We start from the raw sequence: 17521 nt of genomic DNA, 5'->3' as shown, positions 1-17521 counted from the left end.
CCGTGCGTGCCGCCCGTTTCGCCGTGATCGGCGCGGGCGGCCTCGGGAGCTGACGCCATGAAGATCAAGATACTCGGCTCGGGAGCCGGCGGCGGGCTGCCGCAATGGAACTGCAATTGCGCGAACTGCCGCCGTGCGCGCAGCGGAAGCGGCCATGTGCTGCCGCGCACGCAGTCGTCGATCGCGGTCAGCGACGACGGCGTCGACTGGGTCCTCGTCAACGCGTCGCCCGACATCCTTTCCCAGTTGCGCGCGGATCCGGACCTGCAACCGGCGCGCGCGATTCGCGACAGCGGCATCGCCGCCGTCGTGCTGTGCGACGCGCAGATCGATCACGTGACGGGCCTGCTGATGCTGCGCGAGCGTTCGACGCCGCTGCCGCTCTACGCGAGCGCGCCGGTGCTCGACGACCTGTCGACCGGCTTGCCGCTCGTGCCGCTGCTCGGCCATTACTGCGGCGTGGCCGCGCACACGATCGTGCCCGGCGAGCCGTTCGCGGTGCCGGCCGCGAGCGGGATCCGTTTCACCGCGCTCGCCGTCGACAGCAAGCCGCCGCCTTATTCGCCGCGACGCGCGTCGGCCGTGCCCGGCGACAACATCGCGCTGTCGATCGAAGACGTCGCGAGCGGGCGGCGCGCGTTCTATGCGCCGGGGCTCGCGTCGGTCACCGACGAGGTACGTGCGGCCATGGACGGCGTCGATCTCGTGCTGGTGGACGGCACGTTCTGGACCGGCACCGAGATGATCGATCTCGGCCTGTCGGGCAAGCACGCGGCCGACATGGGACATCTCGCGCAGTGCGCGGAACCCGGGCGGCCCGGCATGATCGACTGGCTCGATACGCTGCCCGCGCGCACGCGCAAGGTGCTCACGCACATCAACAACACGAACCCGATTCTCGATCCGCATTCCGTCGAGCACGCGCACCTGCGCGCGCACGGCATCGACGTCGCGCACGACGGCATGCAATTCCAGGTCTGACGATGAACGCACCGATCCCCGCTACGGCGTTGCACGCGACGCCCTGGACCGCGACCGAATTCGAGGCGCGCCTGCGTGCGCTCGAATCGCGCTATCACATCCATCATCCGTTCAACCGGCGGCTCAACAGCGGCGCCTGTTCGCCCACGCAGATCCGCGGCTGGGTCGCGAACCGCTTCTATTACCAGATCTGCATCCCGCTCAAGGATGCGGCGATCCTGTCGAACTGCCCCGACCGCGAAACGCGACGCCGCTGGATCCAGCGGCTGATCGACCACGACGGGCAGGGCGACAACGAAGGCGGCATCGAGGCGTGGGTGCGGCTCGGCGAGGCATGCGGTCTGACGCGTGACGAGCTGTGGTCGCTCGAACACGTGCTGCCCGGCGTGCGTTTCGCGGTGGACGCGTACGTGAACTTCGCGCGGCGCGCGCCGTGGCAGGAAGCGGTGTGCTCGTCGCTGACCGAGATGTTCGCGCCGCAGATCCATCTCGACCGGCTCGCGGGCTGGCCGTCGCATTACCCGTGGATCGAGCCGGCCGGGCTGCATTACTTTCGCAGCCGCGTGCCGCTCGCGCAGCGCGACGTCGAGCATGGGCTCGCGGTCACGCTGCAGCATTTCACGACACCGGACGCGCAGCAGCGCGCGCTCGGCATTCTGCAATTCAAGCTCGACATCCTGTGGTCGATGCTCGACGCCGTCGAAAAGGCCTACCCCCTATGAACGCGATCGAAGCCGCCAGCGGCGTGCCGCTGCGCCCCTGCCTCAGGGGCATGTACCGCCTGCAATGGGAGGCGGCCCAGGATGCGTACGTGTTGCTCTATCCGGAGGGCATGGTCAAGCTCAACCCGAGCGCCGGCGAGATTCTCGCGCGCTGCGACGGCACGCGCGAACTGGACGACATCATCGGCGAGCTCGAGCGCCTGTTCATGCAATCGGATCTCGCGACCGACGTCTACCGTTTCCTCGATCATGCGCGACTGCGCGGCTGGCTGGACTGACATGACACCCGACACGCCCCATCCGTCCGCGCCGCTGTGGCTGCTCGCGGAACTCACGTACCGCTGCCCGCTGCACTGCGCGTTCTGCTACAACCCGGTCGACTTCGCGACGCACGGCGCGGAACTCGACACCGACGCGTGGCGCACGGTCATCAGCGATGCGCGCGCGCTCGGCGCCGCGCAAATCGGCTTCTCGGGCGGCGAGCCGCTGCAGCGCGGCGACCTCGAGACGCTCGTCGCGCATGCGCGCGGGCTCGGCTTCTATACGAACCTGATCACGTCGGGCATCGGGCTGAACGTCGCGCGCATCGAGCGGCTCAAGGCCGCCGGGCTCGACCACATCCAGTTGTCGCTGCAGGATTCGACGCGCGAGCTGAACGATTTCCTGACCAGCACGCGCACGTTCGGACTGAAGCGCGATGTCGCACGGCTGATCAAGGCGCATGGCTACCCGATGGTGCTCAACTGCGTGCTGCATCGCTACAACCTGCCGCACGTGGGGCAGATCATCGAGATGGCGCTCGATCTCGGCGCGGATTACCTGGAACTCGCGAACACGCAGTACTACGGCTGGGCGATGCTCAATCGCGACCAGTTGATGCCGACCGTCGAGCAGGTGCGCGAGGCCGAGGACACGGTCAACCGCTATCGGAAGCTGATCGGCGAGCGCTGCAAGATCCTGTTCGTCGTGCCCGACTATTTCGAGCGCCGCCCGAAGGCGTGCATGAACGGCTGGGGCTCGGTGTTCCTCGGCGTCGCGCCGGACGGCACCGCGCTGCCGTGCCATGCCGCGCGGTCGCTGCCGGGGCTTGCGCTGCCGAACGTGCGCGATCGCTCGCTGCGGGACATCTGGTACGACAGCGATGCGTTCAATGCATTTCGCGGCGACGACTGGATGCGCGAGCCGTGTCGTACGTGCGACGAGCGGCATGCGGATCACGGCGGTTGCCGGTGTCAGGCGTACCTGCTGGCCGGCGATCCGAAGGAAGCCGATCCGGTGTGTGCGAAGTCGGCTCATCACGGTCAGATCGAACAGGCCGCGCAGTTCGCGCGACGTCGCGCGCCGCGCGACGAGCAGCCGCTGGTTTTTCGCAGCAAGGAGAATTCGCTCGCGCAATGCAGCGCGGCGTGCGACGGCTGACGGGGCGCCGCCAGGACGACGGCACGGGCGAACACGGCACCGCGCTCGTCGAACTGGAAACCGATGCGGCCGGCCGGGTGGTCGCCGCGCGTGTCGTGACCGGCAGCGGCTATCCGCGCCTCGATGCTGCCGCGCGCGATGCGGCGCCGGCGAGCCGCTGCGCCACACACGTAGAAAACGGCGCGCCGTCGCCGATGCGGGCGCGCGCGCCGATCCCGTTCAATCCCGATGAATGACCGGGCACGTTGGCGACATCACCCGTCGTCCGCCTTCGCCTGCAAACCCTTCAGCCCCTGAATCACGACCAGCAGCGCGCGCCCGTGCTCGTCCGACCCGTCCCACGCGTCGACGATCGCGTCGCGCAGCAGGTCGTTGTACCGGCGCCGCGACGGCTCGGTATCGACGCCATAGAAACTGCATAGCTTGTTGAATGGCGCGCTGCGGCGCAGCCGGCGCCCGTTCGACAGCCGAAGGCGCGACACGGTTGGCTGGCTGACCCCGGAAAGTCGCGCAATTTCGCTGGACGAGCGTGTGTCTGCCATCAAGCGGCGCAACAGGTCTTGAACGGGAAAATCTTGGTCCGGGGCTTCCATGCGATGCATTATACCTATACAGTTACGGCTGTTGAATGGGCTTGCTGTCAGCAGCGAGGCTGTATCCCCGAGAAAGTTGATGACACTGAAACACCTCCCACCCACGTTCTGCTGGACCAAGATCGGCGCCGAGTCCGGCGAGGAATTGCCGACCGTCGTGCTCCGCAAGGAATGGGAGCGCCGGCTCGGCGGCGGGCGTTTTCTGTGGGGCATCAACCAGCCGCTCGGCAGCAGCGCGCAAGTCGCCGCGCATCGCACGGGTTCGCTGCTCGCATTGTTTTCGCCGGTCGCGTCGCGTCCGCGCGCGGGCGAGCGCAAGGACGCGCTGCTGTGGAATGCGTGGGTCGACGCAAGCGGTCAGGTGCGGCCGTTGCCGCCGCACACGTTCATCGCCAGCCGCTCGACGTTGCCGTCGGGCCGGCGTCGCGAGCAGCATTACGCGCTCGTGTGCGCGTCGTCCACCGCGCTGACGGTCGGTACGCAGTTGCGCGTGTTTCCCGACCATCTGCGCAGCGTGAGCACGGGCAGGCCGCTGGGCGCCGCGCAGGGCGCGGCCGTGGTTGACTGCATCGGGCGTGCGAAGGAGCAGACGGGCAAGAGCTATCCGCTCGCGCTGTCGGTCGAGCTCGAGGCACCGTATTTCGTGCGGCTCGCGCAGCCATGCGTGCTGAAGGCGCGCGATCTCGCGGAAGTGAACAAGGCCACGCGCGCGGGCGATTTCGATCGCTTCGTCGAGCTGGTCGCGCGCTTGCGCGGCCGTTCGCCGACCGACGCCGTGCGCGGCGTCACGCGCGATCTGTTCGACGTGCCGCCGCTCGAAACGGCGGCCGCGTACGTGGCGCCCACGCATGTCGCGCGCCTGCGCAACCGGCCGGCGGCCGAGCATCCGCGCGATCTCACCGGCGATCTGTTCGACCTGTCGCCGGGCGAGGCGGCCGCGTTCGCCGGGCTCGCGCATCCGCGCATCGGGCGCGCGTGACGCCGGGCGCGACGCCGTTCGCGCAAGAATTTGTTGCAATCTCGCCGTAGCGGATCGACGAGCGCGGAGCGACAATCGGCACGAAGCGCGCGGTGCGGCGGCCGATGCGTCGACACGCGACGGGTCGTGGTTCACGTCGCCGACATGCGTACCACGCACACTGGGCGTCGGCGTGCTTCACACTGCAATCCTGACGGAGGAGTGTCGATGTCGACCCACATCTGTTCGCCGGAAGCCCGGGCCGCACAACGCTTCGTCGAAGCGACGCGCAACGTCGATCAGGCGTTTCGCGCGGTGCGCGGCGAAAGCGACGACGACGGCTCGTCGGCCGAATACGCACGCGCGATGTCGCGTCTCGATCGCGCGCTCGACGAGCTGGCGCGTGCGCAGGAATTCTTCGATCGCGTCGTCGGCGCGGACACCACGCACGGCAACTGACGGCTTCGTCGTTTCTCTTTTTCGTGCGTCAGCCCGCGCGCGTCATACCCGGTGCAGGCGGCGCGGCACGGTACGCGTAGCCGCGATGCTGGAACGACGTCGCGAAGAACCGCATCTGGTAGCGGATCGCATTCGCCCAGTAGTCCCACGTATGGCCGCCCGGCCGCTCCGCATAGTCGTGCGGCACGCCGAGCGCGACGAGCCGTTCGTGCAGCGTGCGGTTCGAGTCGACGAATGCGTCGTCGCGGCCGCAATCGATCGTCAGGTCGAGATGAGCGCGCACGAATGCCCGCGCGTTTTCGACGATCACGTTTCGGTTCCAGAACGACGGATGGCGATCGGGATCACCGAACACGTGTGCGATCCCCGGCTCGTCCGTGCAGCAGCGCGGATCGACCGCGCCGCTGATGCTGCCCACCGCGCCGAACGTGTCGGGCCGGTCGAGCGCGATGCGCAGGGCGCCGAAGCCGCCCATGCTGAGCCCGGTGATCGCGCGCGCGTGCTGGGCGGCGATCGTGCGGAAATGCAGGTCGACATAGGACACGACTTCATCGCCGACGAAGGTCTCGTAGCGGCTGCCCGAATCGAACGGGCTGTCGATGTACCAGCTTTCATGTCCGCCGTCGGGCATCACGAGGATCACGCGATAGCGGTCGGCCAGCGCGGCGATGTGCGTGTTCGACGTCCAGTCGGTATGGTCGCCGCCCGAGCCGTGCAGCAGATAGACGACGGGGTAGCGCTCGCCGTGGTTGTCGCGTGCGTAATCGTCGGGCAGCACGATGGTGGCCTTCAGCGTTTCGCTCATCGCGGCGCTCGGAATCGCGACGACCCGCGCATGAAAGGCGAACGCAGGGCTCGTGACGGCGAGCAGCAGTAGCAGCCAGAAAGTACGTGCCAGGTTCATCGATCCTTGCATGTGTCGTTCCAGTCCGGGGCGGGAGGCCGGGAAAACCCTGTTGCGACGACTTTAGCAATCGCGCCTTTCAACCATATTTCGGCGAACCCTACGGGTTGTCAGGCGGACGGTTTGCATAGGATGCGCGCCGTAGCCGAGCAGGTTGGGGCAAAGATGCGGGCCGTGCCAGCCGTGCACGTCGAACGTGCCGATGAAACCGTGAATGGAGACGACGGGCGCGGGCGCGATCATGCGGCCGCCGCTGCAGGCAGGGGCGGCAATTCGAGTTCCGCGAGGAGTTCGTCGAGTTCGAGCACGTGCGTGCGGTCGTGATCGAGCAGTTCGCGCACGAGTTCGTCGAGCGACATGCGGCGGATGCCGTCGCGCAGCCCGCACCGTTGGAGTTGCGCTGGCTCCAGCGCGGCCGCGGTGGCGCACAGCGCGGCGCGGCCACTGCCGAATGCCGCGACGGCGAGATCGAGCGGCTGCGCGAGATAGTCGCGTTGCGCGGCGAGCGCGGTGCCGTCGACGGATTCGATCGCGGGAAGCTCGGCCGTGCGCACGGCGTCGATGCGCGCGGCGAACACCGCATCGAGATCGCGCAGGTGGCACGCATGTTCGACCAGCGAGAAGCCGGTGCCGGCCGGGCGGCGCGTGGCCAGCGCGGCCGGTACGTGCGCGGCGTAAGCGGCGAGCCGGGCCGGCATGCGCGCCAGCGCGGCGACGATGTCGGCGAACGGCAGCCGGTGCGGGGATGCGCTGAATACCGCGCCATAGCTGAACAGCGCACCGCCGAGCCGCCCTCGCGCCTGCACGACCTCGTGGCCGTGGCGGCGCATGACGTCGGCGACCATCGCGCCGCAGAATTGGCGGGCCGTCGTGTCGGCTTCGATTTCGGGGAATTTGTGCGCGATCTCGTCCTGGATCGCGCCGATCGCGGCGACGCCGACGCGCGACAGCGCCGCGAACTCGAGATAGCGCTCGGGCTGCTCGATCAGCGCTTCAAGCTGGGCGCCGAGCGCGGTCAAGCGGAAACGGTCGAAACGGGAATGCATGACGAAGCCCTGGTCAGTAACGTGTCAAAACGATACGTTACTGACCAGGGCTTCGTCAACCGGCTCATTTGGGTACAGGCGGGCTGCGCCCACACCGCCCGCTTGCCCCGCTCAGCGCTTCTGCCGCGCGTCCATTTCCGCGACGATGCGCGCTTCCTGCTCCTGAAGCTCGGGCGTAAACGCGTCGCCGAATTCCTCGAGTTCGTACAGCGGGCGGATCTCGATGTCGGAGTCGCCGGGCATCGGGTTCGGGCAGCGCTTCACCCATTCGACGGCTTCCTCCATCGATTTCACCTGCCACAGCCAGTAGCCGGCGACGAGCTCCTTCGTTTCGGCGAACGGGCCGTCGACGACCGTGCGGTTCTTGCCGGAAAAGTGCACGCGCTTGCCGCGGCTGCTCGGGTGCAACCCGTCGGCGGCGAGCAGGATGCCGGCTTTCACGAGTGCCTCGTTGAACTGGCCCATCGCGGCCAGCATGTCGGTGTCGGGCAGCCGACCGGATTCGGAATCGGCGGTGGCTTTGACGATGACCATGACGCGCATTGTCGTCTCTCCTTGAAAGGGAACAGGGCGCTTGCCGACGGTGCGACGGCAAAACGATCGGTTACGACAACACGACGCGCGACGGCGACGCTAATCGACATCGCGGGCGAGAAATTTTCACGCGCGATGGAGTCGGTGCGCCGCGCGGCCGCTGTCACGGAGCGCATCGGCAAAACTGGTATGCTGGTCCGCATCACGTGTACGCGGAGGGCGCCATGGCTGCTAAGGAAGTCTCGAAGAAGAAGTATCTGAAAATCCTGAACAAACGCCTGCGCGCGGAGCCGGCGGCCCCGGCCGGCGCGTCGTTCGTCTTTTTCCCGCTGGGCGCGAAGGCGAAGCACGCGACGGGCGTCGTGTCCGGCGATACGCGCAGCAAGCGCGAGTTGGCCGTGATGGCCGCGGTCCAGCGCAAGGCGGCCGAAGAGTTCGTCGTCGCCGACGCCTGACGGGCGCCGCTGTACCCGTGCCGGATGACCGCCGCCGCGGCTTACGCGGCGGCGGCCTCGCACTGGACGATCGCGCGGCGAGCACGCGCGGAATGTCATGCGCGATCGCCGCGCCGTGCATCGGCAGGATGAGGTCGAGATCGAGGAGCACCTGGATTCGGCTCGAAACGGCCTGACAACCCACCCGGCGATCAGGACGCCTCGTCCGCTGCCGCCGCCGGATACCGGCCGCTGCCGCCCGCGTCGTCGCCTGCCGCCAGTTGCTCCAGCGCGAGCCCCTTCGTCTCGATCCCGAGCGTCCACACGGCGATGGCCGCCGCGATGAACGACAGCGCGCCAAGCGTGAACACGCCGCCCTGGCCGAACACCGGCAACACCACGCCGACCACGTAAGGCCCGATCAGCGAGCCGATCCGGCCGATCGCCGACGCGAAGCCCGAACCCGTCGCGCGGGCGCCGGTGCCGTACAGCTCGGGCGTGTACGTGTACAGTGCCGCCCACATCCCGAACAGGAAGAACTGCATCGCGAGGCCCGTGACGATCAGCAGCGTCGTGCTGCCGCCGTACAGCGCGCTCTGGCCGTACGCGTACGCCATCGCGCCGCCGCCGATCAACGACGCGATGCAGGTCGGCTTGCGGCCCCAACGCTCGACGAGCCACGCGGCGCACAGGAAGCCCGGCACGCCGCCGAGCGAGATCAGCACCGTGTAGAACACCGATTTCGTGACTTCGAAGCCGGCCTGCTGCAGCAGCGCGCCGAGCCACGACGTGAGGCCGTAGAAGCCGAGCAGCGCGAAGAACCACAGCAGCCACACCATCACCGTGCGGCGGCGGTACACGCCGCTCCAGATCTCGCGCAACGCGCCGTGGCCGCGCGCGGCGGCCGGCTCGGCGAGCCGCGACGGCGGCGGCAGCGTCGTGACGCCGGCAGAGCGCATCACCTTCGCCTCGATCGTCTGCATCACCGTGTCGGCTTGCGCGTGCCGGCCCGCATGTTCGAGCCAGCGCGGCGATTCCGGCACGATGCGGCGCACGACCAGCACGAACACGGCCGGAATCGCGAGCAGCGCGAACACGGTCCGCCAGCCGAATTGCGGCAGCACGAAATACGCGACGATGCCGGCCGTGATGAAGCCGAGCGGCCAGAAGCCGTCCATCAGCGCGATCAGGCGGCCGCGCTTCTCGGTCGGCACGAATTCGGACAGCAGCGTCTGCGCGACCGGAAACTCCATCCCCATCCCGATGCCGAGCAGCACGCGGTAGACGATCAGCGCGTCGACGCTCTGCGCGGTCGAGCACAGGTACGACGCGGCGCCCCACAACACCATGCTCCACTGGAACACGGGCCGGCGGCCGAAGCGGTCGGCGAGCAGGCCGGCCACGGCCGCGCCGAGCACCATCCCGAAGAAGCTCGCGCTCGCGACGAGGCCGGCGGCGGCCGTCGACAGCCCGAACTCCTTGCGGATCGAGCCGAGCACGAACGTCATCGTGCCGAGATCGACCGAGTCGAAGAAGAACGCGATCGCGATGATGAAGAAGATGCGCTTGTGATAGCCGGAGAACGGCAGGCGTTCGAGCCGGGCGGCGGCGGAGGCGGGAGCGGTGGCGGTGGGCATGGCGTCCTCTGAAATGAAAAAGGGGCCGCGCAGCGCATGCTCGACGGCCCCGATGCTTCGTATTCAGTAGACGCGACCACAAACTGCCGTATCGGAGGAAAAGCGCCGCCTGCTTGCCCAAATGCGTCATCGTCGGGCGGCGCGCGCGACGCTCGCCGGCGTCAATTCTTCAGTTTGTAGCCGGTGCGGAACATCCACGCGACGATCGCGAGCAGGATCACGAGGAACAGCGCGGTCGCGGCGAGGCTGATCCACACGTGCACGTCGGCGATCCCGTAGAACGACCAGCGAAAGCCGCTGATCAGGTAGACGATCGGATTGAACAGTGTGACGACGCGCCATGCGGGCGGCAGCATGTCGACCGAGTAGAAGCTGCCGCCGAGGAACGTGAGCGGCGTGATGATCAGCAGCGGCACGAGCTGCAGCTTCTCGAAGCTGTCGGCCCAGATGCCGATCACGAAGCCGAACAGGCTGAACGTGACAGCCGTCAGCACCAGGAACAGCACCATCCAGACCGGATGCAGGATGTGCAGCGGCACGAACAGGCCGGCCGTGGCGAGGATGATCACGCCGAGCAGGATCGACTTCGACGCGGCCGCGCCGACGTACGCGATCACGATCTCCCAATACGACACGGGCGCGGACAGGATCTCGTAGATCGTGCCGGTGAAGCGCGGGAAGTAGATGCCGAACGACGCATTCGAGATGCTCTGCGACAGCAGCGACAGCATCACGAGGCCCGGCACGATGAACGACCCGTAGCCGATGCCGTTCACGTCGCTGATGCGTGAGCCGATCGCGGAGCCGAACACGACGAAATACAGCGACGTCGAGATCACCGGCGCGATGATGCTCTGCATCAGCGTGCGGCGCGTGCGAGCCATTTCTGCGCGGTAGATCGCGCGGATTCCATGCCAGTTCATACGTCAGGCTCCTTGCACGCCGTTGCGGCGGTTGTCGATCAGGCTGACGAAAATGTCCTCGAGCGAGCTCTGCGTCGTGTGCAGGTCGCGAAAGCCGATGCCGGCCGAGCCGAGTGCGTTGATCAGCTTCGCGATGCTCGCGTCGTCGCGCTGCGAGTCGTACGTATAGACGAGCGCGGCGCCGTCTTCCGCGCGTTCGAGCCCGAACGGCGCGAGCGCGGGCGGCACGTCCGCGAGCGGCTGCTCGAGCTGCACGGTGAGCTGTTTCTTGCCGAGCTTGCGCATCAGTTCGCGCTTTTCCTCGACGAGCACGAGCTCGCCGCCGAGGATGATGCCGATCCGGTCGGCCATTTCCTCCGCTTCCTCGATGTAGTGCGTGGTCAGCAGGATCGTCACGCCGCTTTCGCGCAGCGAATCGACGAGCTTCCACATGTCGCGGCGCAGCTCGACGTCGACGCCGGCCGTCGGTTCGTCGAGGAACAGGATGCGCGGCTCGTGCGACAGCGCCTTCGCGATCATCACGCGGCGCTTCATGCCACCCGACAGCGTCATCAGCTTGTTGTCGCGCTTGTCCCACAGCGACAGCGCCTTCAGCGTCTTCTCGATGTACGCGGGATCGGGCGCCTTGCCGAACAGGCCGCGGCTGAACGATACGGTGGCCCAGACGGATTCGAACGCGTCGGTGGTCAGCTCCTGCGGCACGAGGCCGATCATTTCGCGGGCCGCGCGGTATTGATCGCGGATGTCGTGGCCGCCGACCGTCACGCGGCCTTCGGTCGGCGTGACGATGCCGCAGATCGAGCCGATCAGCGTCGTCTTGCCGGCGCCGTTCGGCCCGAGCAGCGCGAAGATCTCGCCGGGGCGGATGTCGAGGGTCACGTGCTTCAGCGCCTGGAAGCCGGACGCGTAAGTCTTGGAGAGGTCGGAGACGGAAAGGATCGGTTGCATGCTCACGGATGGCACGGCCGGCCGGCGCGACGGCCGGCGCCGCGCGTGCCCGGCGCCGCCGCCGCTGCGAAGCGGCCGGGACCGGGGACGGCATGGCGAACGGGCGTCATGTCGAACGGCAGGGTGGTGCGGGATCGCGGGACCGCCATATTAGCAATCGGCAGATCGAAATGCATTCTGATGGAAAGGCCGGGTCGTGCCGGTGCCGAATTTGGGTGGATTGCGGTGATATTGCTCAATGATTCGGTGTTTTATTTGAGTGGCGCGAACAATTCCGGTCGTTTTCCGTCAATCGGCCCGCGCTCGCGTGGCCACCCGGCCGGCTGGCCGACTGTGCCGCCCGCCGGCCCTCGCGCCGTACCGGGACGACACGCGTGGCGCTCGCGATAATGCGTTCCTTTCCCGGCGATACGGAGCGGCGCGCATGTCTTTGATCGATTTGAAATCCGTGGCAAACGCGCAGGCCTGCGCATGGCAATCCACGATCGTCGGCGAAGTGGGTCCGGCCCGGATCAAGGTGCTGCGCATGGATGCCCAGCCTTACGAAGCGGAAGTGCACGACTACAACGAGGGGCTGCTGGTGCTCGACGGCACGTTGATGCTCGAGGTCGAAGCGGAAACGGTCGTGGTCGGCGCCGGGCAGATGTATCTCGCGCGCGCCGGCACGCGCCACGCGGTGCTGCCCGGCAGCCACGGCACGCTCGCGATCATCGACGTGTGAGGGTGCGCCGCAGCATGCGTGCTGGCCGCGGAAGGCCGGCCGGCTTGGCCCGGCGCGGATTCGCAGGGCCGTTCAAACGCGTGTTCCACGCGGCGTTTATTTGTCTGAGCAAATAAAATGAAGGCCGTTTGAAAATCTGTTAAATACCGTATAAACGCTAGGATCGCGCGGCGTCCGTCGTTTGGAACTCTGCATCCATTTACTTGCGGGAATGGTCCGATCATAGTCTCGACACACGACGCATCACGAAAACGAATCAAGCGTACGTATGGAGACCAACATCATGAGACGCCTATCCGCCGGGCCGGCGGGACTGCCGCTTCCCGATTTTTCGCTGAATGCAGGCGCGACGCAGGTCGCATGCCTGCGCCGTCACCTCGCCGTGTAGCGGCAGGCCGTAGCGGCGAGCCGTAGCGGCAAGCCGTAGCGGCAAGCCACTTTCCGTTTCGATCGTTCCGACGGCGCCGTGCCGCATGACGGCGCCGCGGGAGCGCGTTTGTCCGCCGCCGCCGCGTGTGCCGCCTATGCCCGACCGGTTCGCGGCGGTCCCGCGTGCAGCGTCATGCGCCGCGCATTCGTGCGGCGGCGCGATACCAACCGGCAGGCCATGCAGCCCGGCCGGACGAGACTTGTCGTACCTGAAAAGGAGGGGTTGATGATTTGCATTCCTGAATGGCGGAAGGCGATCCTGTCGTGCGCGGTGCTGGTGCTGCCGTTCGTCGCCGGTTGCGGCGGCGGCGACGATCCGGGGCCGATCACCGTGCCGCAGTGCTCGGGCAGCGCATGCGGGCCGAGCGGCGCCGAAACGACGCCGCCCGTCGTGACGAAGCTGTGTCCGGACGCGCTCGATTACACGACGACGTATACGGGCGGCGCCGGCAGCGGCGAATACGTGAAGGTGAAGTTCGACACGACGAAGCTGACTTACCAGATGCAATTCATCGACTCGTCGGTGCCGACCTCGGCAGGGCAGATCAACGACACGCGCGCGGGCCTGACGATCAGCGGCGCGTTCCATCATCCGACCAACCTCCCGACGGCCGAGCAGAATCGTTGCGCGTTCGTGCTCGACAGCGGCGCGACGAGCGACGGTGCATATTCGGTGACGATCAATCGCGCCGATCCGCCGATGCTGTTCGTCGGCAACGGCGTGGTCGGCGGCGGCATTCCGGGCGCGACGATCGCATTCCAGGGCATCGAACTCGCGCCGGGCTTCTTCCTCGGCTCGGTGCCGTCGCGCACGTTCGACTTCTATCCGTTCATCGGCTTTACCGATACCGAAACGGACTTCACGAAGGTGGCCGGCGTGTACAACGAAGTCGGCATTCATCTGTCGCCGACCGGCACCACCTATCAGACCACCACGCCGCAAGGCTGGCAGCCGGACGTCGTGAACTGGAACCAGACGCTCAATGCGGACGGCTCCTGCACGATCACGCCAGGCAGCGACTACTCGTGTCAGACGACCGGTTCGCCGTGGACCTTGCGCAAGAATGCGGACGGTACGCCCGACAACGTATTCGTCAGCAACGCGCAGTCGGGGCAGGCCTATCCGTCGGCAGGCCAGGGGCAGCCGCTCGTGATCCTCGTGCCGAGCCAGGCGCACGGCGTGATGATCGTCGGCAAGCTGAACGGTGCGCTGGTGCCGGTCGTGATCCGCGTCGGGTATGCGTATGCCGCACCGGGCAATCCGCTGGGCTCGGTGGCCGATGCGGAGGTCGGCATCTCGATGCTCGCGCCCGCCAAAGCCGTCGCGCCCAACGTGCTGAAGGGCGGGTTCATCGGGGCGACGAGCGCATCCGCATGCGGCGTGGTGACCAACAACGGGCCGTCGGGCAGCGCGGCAGGCCAGGGGCCGAGCTTCAATCCGTTCGTTCCGCATCCGGACCTGCCCGGCACGTTCAACACGACTTTCAATTACTTCACGCCGTCTGCCGGCAACTGCAGCGACGGCACCGCCGTGTCGACCATCGCGGCGAACTACACGTCGACGCTGTTCCAGGGCAATACCGCGGCGTTCATCGATCCGCAAACGTCGTCGCCGACCGCGCAGTTCGGGCTCGACTACACGCAGGCATCGCCCGGCAAGGTCAAGGTCACGGCCAACAGCGACTTCAACGCGAAGGGCGCGGCCGGCAACGTGGCGATCTTCCAGAAGGGCGATACGGGGTGGATCGTGACGGCCGGGAATGTCTACGCGATGGTCGTCAACAACAGCCAGGTCAACCCGTTCTTCACGGTCGGCGCGTTCGTCCAGTAACCCGGCATCGAACACGTCACACCGGCGGCGCATGCGCTGCCGCCGGTGAATCGAATTTCAAGAGGATTCCTATGAATTTTAAGCATTGGATGGCCGCGGCATCGGTCGCACCCGTGCTGGCCGCATGCGGCGGCGACGGCGACCCGCCGCCGGCGCCGGTGGTCCGGCTGTGCCCGCAGACGATCGACTACAACACGGTGTTCGTCGGAGGCTCCGGGTCGGGCGAGCTCGTGAAGGTGCAGCTCGACACGACGAAGATGACGTACCGGATGACCTACCTCGCGTCGCCGGTGCCGACCACCGCGGGCACCGTGCAGCCGACGCGCGACACCGCGCCCGCGAACGTGGTCGACGGCACGCTGGCCGACGAAACGGGGCTGCCCACGGTGAAGCTGAACCAGTGCACGTTCCGGATGCAGAACGCGAGCCTCGACCCGAGCAGGCCCGCGCGGCTGTTTCTCGGCGAAGGCGTGCTGGGCGGCGCGATCCCCGGCGCGACGATCCAGTTCGACGGCGTGATCGGCGTCGGCAAGATCCCGAAGACGACGTTCCCGTACTACCCGTTCATCAGCTTCTCGTCGCTCGAAACCGACCTGACGAAGATCGCCGGCACGTACAACCAGCTCGGCTATCACCAGGTGCCGTCGCAGAACTTCCAGCCGGTGGCGCTCGACCAGAAGGTGACGATCAACGCGGACGGCAGCTATACGGAAACCGACAACTTCGGCAAGAAGAACGGCGGGCAGCCGCTGGCGTCGAGCGCGACCGTGAACCAGCCGTTCACGCTGCGCCCGGATGCGCCGGCATTCCAGTCGCTCAATTACCAGCCGCAGATTCCGCCGACGCTCGCGGCGCTCGATCCGGCGAAGGCCGGCAAGGGGATCCTGATCGTCGGCAAGCTGCGCAACCAGCTCGTGCCGATCTTCATCCGCACCGGCGCCGCGAATGCGGACCTCACACAAGGGGCGCCGAGCGCGGACGACGAATCGGGCATCTCGTTCCTGAGCCCGCAGACGGCGGTCTCCCAGGGCTCGCAGAACGGCGAGTACACGGGCGTCGACAGCGCGTTCAACTACCGCGCGACCGCGCTCGTCGGCGCGCAGGCCACGCTGCTCGATCCGTTCAATGCGTCGCAGGCCGCGCTCACGCGCGCGCTGAACCTCGACTACACGCAGACAGTGCCGGGCGTCGTGACGACCGTGCACGCGGACGCGGCGTCGGGGCCGGCGACCGGCAAGTTCGTGTTCACCGGCGGCGTGTTCGGGTTCCTCGACATGGCCGATACGAGCAATCCGTACTTCACGGTCGGCGCGTTCGTGCAGTGACCGCGTGTGGATGGAGACACGGCGGCGCCGCGCGCGAATGCGCAGCGCCCCGACAGAATGAGGGGGAGACTTCATGAAGAAGCTGATTGTCGCGGGTGTCGTCGCAGGCGTGTCGACGCTCGCATCGGCCCAGCAGGCGGGCGACAACGTCGCGACGCTGGGCTGGCTGCACATCATGCCGCAGGATTCGACCAACGGGCTGACGACGAATCTTGCAAGCATGCCGATCAACGGGCCGCTGCGCCTGCCCGGCTCGTTCACGTCGCCGGGCACGAGCCTGACGGTCAACAACGCCGACACGGTCGGCCTCACGCTCACGCACTTCTTCACCGATCACATCGCGGTGACGTCGGTGCTCGGCGTGCCGCCGGAATTCACGCTGACCGGACACGGCGTGATCAGGCCGCCCGGCCCGGCCGGCGCGCTCGGCAACGTCGACATGGACAAGTCGGCGAACCAGCCGGCCGTGAAGAACGCGCGGCAGTGGAGCCCGACGGTCATTCTGCAGTACTACTTCAATTCGCCGACGGCGAAGTTCCGTCCGTTCGTCGGGATCGGCGTGGCCTACAGCTGGTTCAGCAACATCGAGCTGAACGGCAACTTCGCGAAGGACATCAACGAGAACCTCGGCAGCGTGCTCGCGGCGGGCGCCGGCAAGCCGGGCGCGACGTCGGTCGAGGGCAAGGCGTCGTCGTCGTTCACGCCGGTCTACAACGTCGGCGCGAGCTATGCGATCGACAAGCACTGGGGGCTCACGGCGACGCTGACGTACATGCCGCTGAAGACCTACTCGTCGCTGGTGATCAAGGCGGCCGACGGTTCGACGCTCGCGACCACGCGCACGCGACTGAAGGCCGACCCGTTGATCACGTTCGTCGGGATTTCCTACAAGTTCTGAGCCGACCGGCGCGCATGACGCGTGCCGGCGGCTTCCTGCGACCGGCTGGCCGGAGGGTTCCGGCCGGAAGATCGCGTTCCTGGCGGCGTGCCGCCATTTGTGAAGAGAGGGGGCAGTTCAAATGAGCATTCGCAAAATCGTATCGCTTGTTGCTGCAGTGGCTTTCACCGCGGTTTCGGCCGCGCCTGCTTTCGCGGTCACCGTTTCGCGCGCGGACGGTCAGCCGATGAACCCGAACGGCGAGCCGTTCTCCGCATCGGGTCTCACGAACCTGAGCAAGGGGTCGATCACGGCGGCCTGTACCGCGACCTTCAACGGCACGATCACGTCGACCGGCATCGTCAACATCACGTCGACGACGTTCACGGGCGGCGCGACGTGCTCGCTGATCAGCGGCAGCGCGAGCAGCACGTCGCCGTGGACCGGGCAGGCCGACAGCACGACGCAGCTGTCGATCAACAACGTGAAGGTGAACGTTACGCTGCTTGGCGCGTGCGGGCCAAGCAAGGTCGTGACGGCGTGGAGCGATGCGAACTCGTCGCTGACGTTCAACAACGCGACGCTGACGCCGGACTGCACGGTGGGCGGCACGGTGCTGACGTCGCCGAAGTTCCACGTGCAGTAAGCGTCGCGCGATCGAAGCGGAACCCGCCGCGCGCGAGGGCCGTGCGGCAAGCGCGGCGGGTTTTCGCGGCTTCGATGCTTCGACGGGGTCGAGCCGTCGCGCGTATCGGCGCGGCGGCCGGTTGACCGCCCGTG

At 67.3% G+C, this 17521-nt stretch carries 20 protein-coding genes and 1 pseudogene; 13 read left to right on the top strand and 8 right to left on the bottom strand.

Features of this window, described 5'->3' with window-relative positions; all coding sequences use genetic code 11:
• Positions 1 to 57: 57 nt before the first annotated feature.
• Genes pqqB through J8I33_RS24725 form a run of 5 tightly spaced genes read left to right on the top strand, consistent with a single transcriptional unit; the run spans position 58 to position 3358 of the window.
• On the top strand, positions 58 to 981 hold the full coding sequence (gene pqqB / locus J8I33_RS24745; protein WP_209926961.1) for a pyrroloquinoline quinone biosynthesis protein PqqB: 924 nt from the start codon (positions 58 to 60) through the stop codon (positions 979 to 981).
• A gap of 2 nt (positions 982 to 983) precedes the next feature.
• On the top strand, positions 984 to 1703 hold the full coding sequence (gene pqqC / locus J8I33_RS24740) for a pyrroloquinoline-quinone synthase PqqC (protein WP_050012262.1): 720 nt from the start codon (positions 984 to 986) through the stop codon (positions 1701 to 1703).
• Positions 1700 to 1981, top strand: a complete 282-nt coding sequence (gene pqqD, locus J8I33_RS24735; protein ID WP_006480620.1) for a pyrroloquinoline quinone biosynthesis peptide chaperone PqqD — start codon at positions 1700 to 1702, stop codon at positions 1979 to 1981. The genes pqqC and pqqD overlap by 4 nt, the downstream gene beginning before the upstream one ends.
• A gap of 1 nt (position 1982) precedes the next feature.
• Complete coding sequence (pqqE, locus tag J8I33_RS24730; RefSeq protein WP_209939332.1) at positions 1983 to 3122, top strand: pyrroloquinoline quinone biosynthesis protein PqqE; 1140 nt, start codon at positions 1983 to 1985, stop codon at positions 3120 to 3122.
• Positions 3110 to 3358, top strand: a complete 249-nt coding sequence (locus J8I33_RS24725) for a TonB family protein (protein WP_209926963.1) — start codon at positions 3110 to 3112, stop codon at positions 3356 to 3358. The genes pqqE and J8I33_RS24725 overlap by 13 nt, the downstream gene beginning before the upstream one ends.
• A gap of 18 nt (positions 3359 to 3376) precedes the next feature.
• Here J8I33_RS24725 and J8I33_RS24720 read toward each other — a convergent pair whose 3' ends face one another.
• Positions 3377 to 3715, bottom strand: coding sequence for a helix-turn-helix transcriptional regulator (locus J8I33_RS24720; RefSeq protein WP_050012264.1), 339 nt, complete (start codon positions 3713 to 3715; stop codon positions 3377 to 3379).
• A 79-nt stretch (positions 3716 to 3794) separates the two neighbouring features.
• Here J8I33_RS24720 and J8I33_RS24715 point away from each other — a divergent pair, with 79 nt between their 5' ends.
• On the top strand, positions 3795 to 4694 hold the full coding sequence (locus J8I33_RS24715) for a hypothetical protein (protein WP_050012265.1): 900 nt from the start codon (positions 3795 to 3797) through the stop codon (positions 4692 to 4694).
• A gap of 207 nt (positions 4695 to 4901) precedes the next feature.
• A complete protein-coding gene (locus J8I33_RS24710; RefSeq protein ID WP_050012266.1) occupies positions 4902 to 5132 on the top strand; it encodes a hypothetical protein in 231 nt (76 codons plus the stop codon).
• A 28-nt stretch (positions 5133 to 5160) separates the two neighbouring features.
• On the opposite strand, the gene J8I33_RS24705 is transcribed toward J8I33_RS24710, so the two are convergent.
• From J8I33_RS24705 to J8I33_RS24695, 4 genes and pseudogenes are all read right to left on the bottom strand, one after another.
• Positions 5161 to 6036, bottom strand: coding sequence for an alpha/beta hydrolase family protein (locus J8I33_RS24705; RefSeq protein ID WP_176016393.1), 876 nt, complete (start codon positions 6034 to 6036; stop codon positions 5161 to 5163).
• A 132-nt stretch (positions 6037 to 6168) separates the two neighbouring features.
• A pseudogene (locus tag J8I33_RS34600) lies at positions 6169 to 6279 on the bottom strand (alpha/beta hydrolase); the annotation flags it as partial.
• On the bottom strand, positions 6276 to 7082 hold the full coding sequence (locus J8I33_RS24700; RefSeq protein WP_089489646.1) for a DinB family protein: 807 nt from the start codon (positions 7080 to 7082) through the stop codon (positions 6276 to 6278). The gene J8I33_RS24700 and the pseudogene J8I33_RS34600, both read right to left, overlap by 4 nt.
• 111 nt (positions 7083 to 7193) lie before the next feature.
• Positions 7194 to 7625 carry a YciI family protein gene (locus tag J8I33_RS24695; RefSeq protein ID WP_124555520.1) on the bottom strand — a complete coding sequence of 144 codons (432 nt, stop codon included), beginning with the start codon at positions 7623 to 7625 and terminating at the stop codon, positions 7194 to 7196.
• Positions 7626 to 7840: 215 nt separating this feature from the next.
• Here J8I33_RS24695 and J8I33_RS24690 point away from each other — a divergent pair, with 215 nt between their 5' ends.
• Positions 7841 to 8071 (top strand): hypothetical protein, encoded by a 231-nt coding sequence (locus tag J8I33_RS24690; RefSeq protein WP_050012270.1) that lies wholly within the window; start codon positions 7841 to 7843, stop codon positions 8069 to 8071.
• 191 nt (positions 8072 to 8262) lie between these two features.
• Here J8I33_RS24690 and J8I33_RS24685 read toward each other — a convergent pair whose 3' ends face one another.
• The 3 genes from J8I33_RS24685 to J8I33_RS24675 all read right to left on the bottom strand — a co-directional run bounded on the left by J8I33_RS24685 (position 8263) and on the right by J8I33_RS24675 (position 11558).
• Positions 8263 to 9687 carry an MFS transporter gene (locus tag J8I33_RS24685; protein ID WP_176016353.1) on the bottom strand — a complete coding sequence of 475 codons (1425 nt, stop codon included), beginning with the start codon at positions 9685 to 9687 and terminating at the stop codon, positions 8263 to 8265.
• 161 nt (positions 9688 to 9848) lie between these two features.
• A complete protein-coding gene (locus J8I33_RS24680) occupies positions 9849 to 10610 on the bottom strand; it encodes an ABC transporter permease (protein WP_050012272.1) in 762 nt (253 codons plus the stop codon).
• Between the two features lie 3 nt (positions 10611 to 10613).
• Entirely contained in the window at positions 10614 to 11558 is a 945-nt protein-coding gene (locus J8I33_RS24675) for an ABC transporter ATP-binding protein (RefSeq protein ID WP_050012273.1), read from the bottom strand.
• 424 nt (positions 11559 to 11982) lie between these two features.
• Here J8I33_RS24675 and J8I33_RS24670 point away from each other — a divergent pair, with 424 nt between their 5' ends.
• The 5 genes from J8I33_RS24670 to J8I33_RS24650 all read left to right on the top strand — a co-directional run bounded on the left by J8I33_RS24670 (position 11983) and on the right by J8I33_RS24650 (position 17387).
• Positions 11983 to 12279 (top strand): cupin domain-containing protein, encoded by a 297-nt coding sequence (locus J8I33_RS24670; protein ID WP_050012274.1) that lies wholly within the window; start codon positions 11983 to 11985, stop codon positions 12277 to 12279.
• Between the two features lie 655 nt (positions 12280 to 12934).
• Positions 12935 to 14539 (top strand): DUF2957 domain-containing protein, encoded by a 1605-nt coding sequence (locus J8I33_RS24665; RefSeq protein WP_209939331.1) that lies wholly within the window; start codon positions 12935 to 12937, stop codon positions 14537 to 14539.
• A 71-nt stretch (positions 14540 to 14610) separates the two neighbouring features.
• Entirely contained in the window at positions 14611 to 15864 is a 1254-nt protein-coding gene (locus tag J8I33_RS24660; RefSeq protein ID WP_124555524.1) for a DUF2957 domain-containing protein, read from the top strand.
• Positions 15865 to 15937: 73 nt separating this feature from the next.
• Positions 15938 to 16762, top strand: coding sequence for an OmpW family outer membrane protein (locus J8I33_RS24655; protein WP_050012277.1), 825 nt, complete (start codon positions 15938 to 15940; stop codon positions 16760 to 16762).
• Positions 16763 to 16883: 121 nt separating this feature from the next.
• On the top strand, positions 16884 to 17387 hold the full coding sequence (locus tag J8I33_RS24650) for a hypothetical protein (protein ID WP_050012278.1): 504 nt from the start codon (positions 16884 to 16886) through the stop codon (positions 17385 to 17387).
• Positions 17388 to 17521: the final 134 nt, after the last annotated feature.

Source organism: Burkholderia sp. AcTa6-5, assembly GCF_017815075.1.
Classification (GTDB): domain Bacteria; phylum Pseudomonadota; class Gammaproteobacteria; order Burkholderiales; family Burkholderiaceae; genus Burkholderia; species Burkholderia sola.
Note: the sequence above shows the minus strand (reverse complement) of the source record. Positions and strands in the feature narration are given on the sequence as shown.

What these genes read in the sequence shown, in the direction of transcription:
- pqqB (WP_209926961.1), top strand. Translation starts at nt 58, where the DNA reads ATGAAGATCAAGATACTCGGCTCGGGAGCCGGCGGCGGGCTGCCGCAA.
- pqqC (WP_050012262.1), top strand. Translation starts at nt 984, where the DNA reads ATGAACGCACCGATCCCCGCTACGGCGTTGCACGCGACGCCCTGGACC.
- pqqD (WP_006480620.1), top strand. Translation starts at nt 1,700, where the DNA reads ATGAACGCGATCGAAGCCGCCAGCGGCGTGCCGCTGCGCCCCTGCCTC.
- pqqE (WP_209939332.1), top strand. Translation starts at nt 1,983, where the DNA reads ATGACACCCGACACGCCCCATCCGTCCGCGCCGCTGTGGCTGCTCGCG.
- J8I33_RS24720 (WP_050012264.1), bottom strand. Translation starts at nt 3,715, where the DNA reads ATGGAAGCCCCGGACCAAGATTTTCCCGTTCAAGACCTGTTGCGCCGC.
- J8I33_RS24715 (WP_050012265.1), top strand. Translation starts at nt 3,795, where the DNA reads ATGACACTGAAACACCTCCCACCCACGTTCTGCTGGACCAAGATCGGC.
- J8I33_RS24710 (WP_050012266.1), top strand. Translation starts at nt 4,902, where the DNA reads ATGTCGACCCACATCTGTTCGCCGGAAGCCCGGGCCGCACAACGCTTC.
- J8I33_RS24705 (WP_176016393.1), bottom strand. Translation starts at nt 6,036, where the DNA reads ATGAACCTGGCACGTACTTTCTGGCTGCTACTGCTGCTCGCCGTCACG.
- J8I33_RS24700 (WP_089489646.1), bottom strand. Translation starts at nt 7,082, where the DNA reads ATGCATTCCCGTTTCGACCGTTTCCGCTTGACCGCGCTCGGCGCCCAG.
- J8I33_RS24695 (WP_124555520.1), bottom strand. Translation starts at nt 7,625, where the DNA reads ATGCGCGTCATGGTCATCGTCAAAGCCACCGCCGATTCCGAATCCGGT.
- J8I33_RS24690 (WP_050012270.1), top strand. Translation starts at nt 7,841, where the DNA reads ATGGCTGCTAAGGAAGTCTCGAAGAAGAAGTATCTGAAAATCCTGAAC.
- J8I33_RS24685 (WP_176016353.1), bottom strand. Translation starts at nt 9,687, where the DNA reads ATGCCCACCGCCACCGCTCCCGCCTCCGCCGCCGCCCGGCTCGAACGC.
- J8I33_RS24680 (WP_050012272.1), bottom strand. Translation starts at nt 10,610, where the DNA reads ATGAACTGGCATGGAATCCGCGCGATCTACCGCGCAGAAATGGCTCGC.
- J8I33_RS24675 (WP_050012273.1), bottom strand. Translation starts at nt 11,558, where the DNA reads ATGCAACCGATCCTTTCCGTCTCCGACCTCTCCAAGACTTACGCGTCC.
- J8I33_RS24670 (WP_050012274.1), top strand. Translation starts at nt 11,983, where the DNA reads ATGTCTTTGATCGATTTGAAATCCGTGGCAAACGCGCAGGCCTGCGCA.
- J8I33_RS24665 (WP_209939331.1), top strand. Translation starts at nt 12,935, where the DNA reads ATGATTTGCATTCCTGAATGGCGGAAGGCGATCCTGTCGTGCGCGGTG.
- J8I33_RS24660 (WP_124555524.1), top strand. Translation starts at nt 14,611, where the DNA reads ATGAATTTTAAGCATTGGATGGCCGCGGCATCGGTCGCACCCGTGCTG.
- J8I33_RS24655 (WP_050012277.1), top strand. Translation starts at nt 15,938, where the DNA reads ATGAAGAAGCTGATTGTCGCGGGTGTCGTCGCAGGCGTGTCGACGCTC.
- J8I33_RS24650 (WP_050012278.1), top strand. Translation starts at nt 16,884, where the DNA reads ATGAGCATTCGCAAAATCGTATCGCTTGTTGCTGCAGTGGCTTTCACC.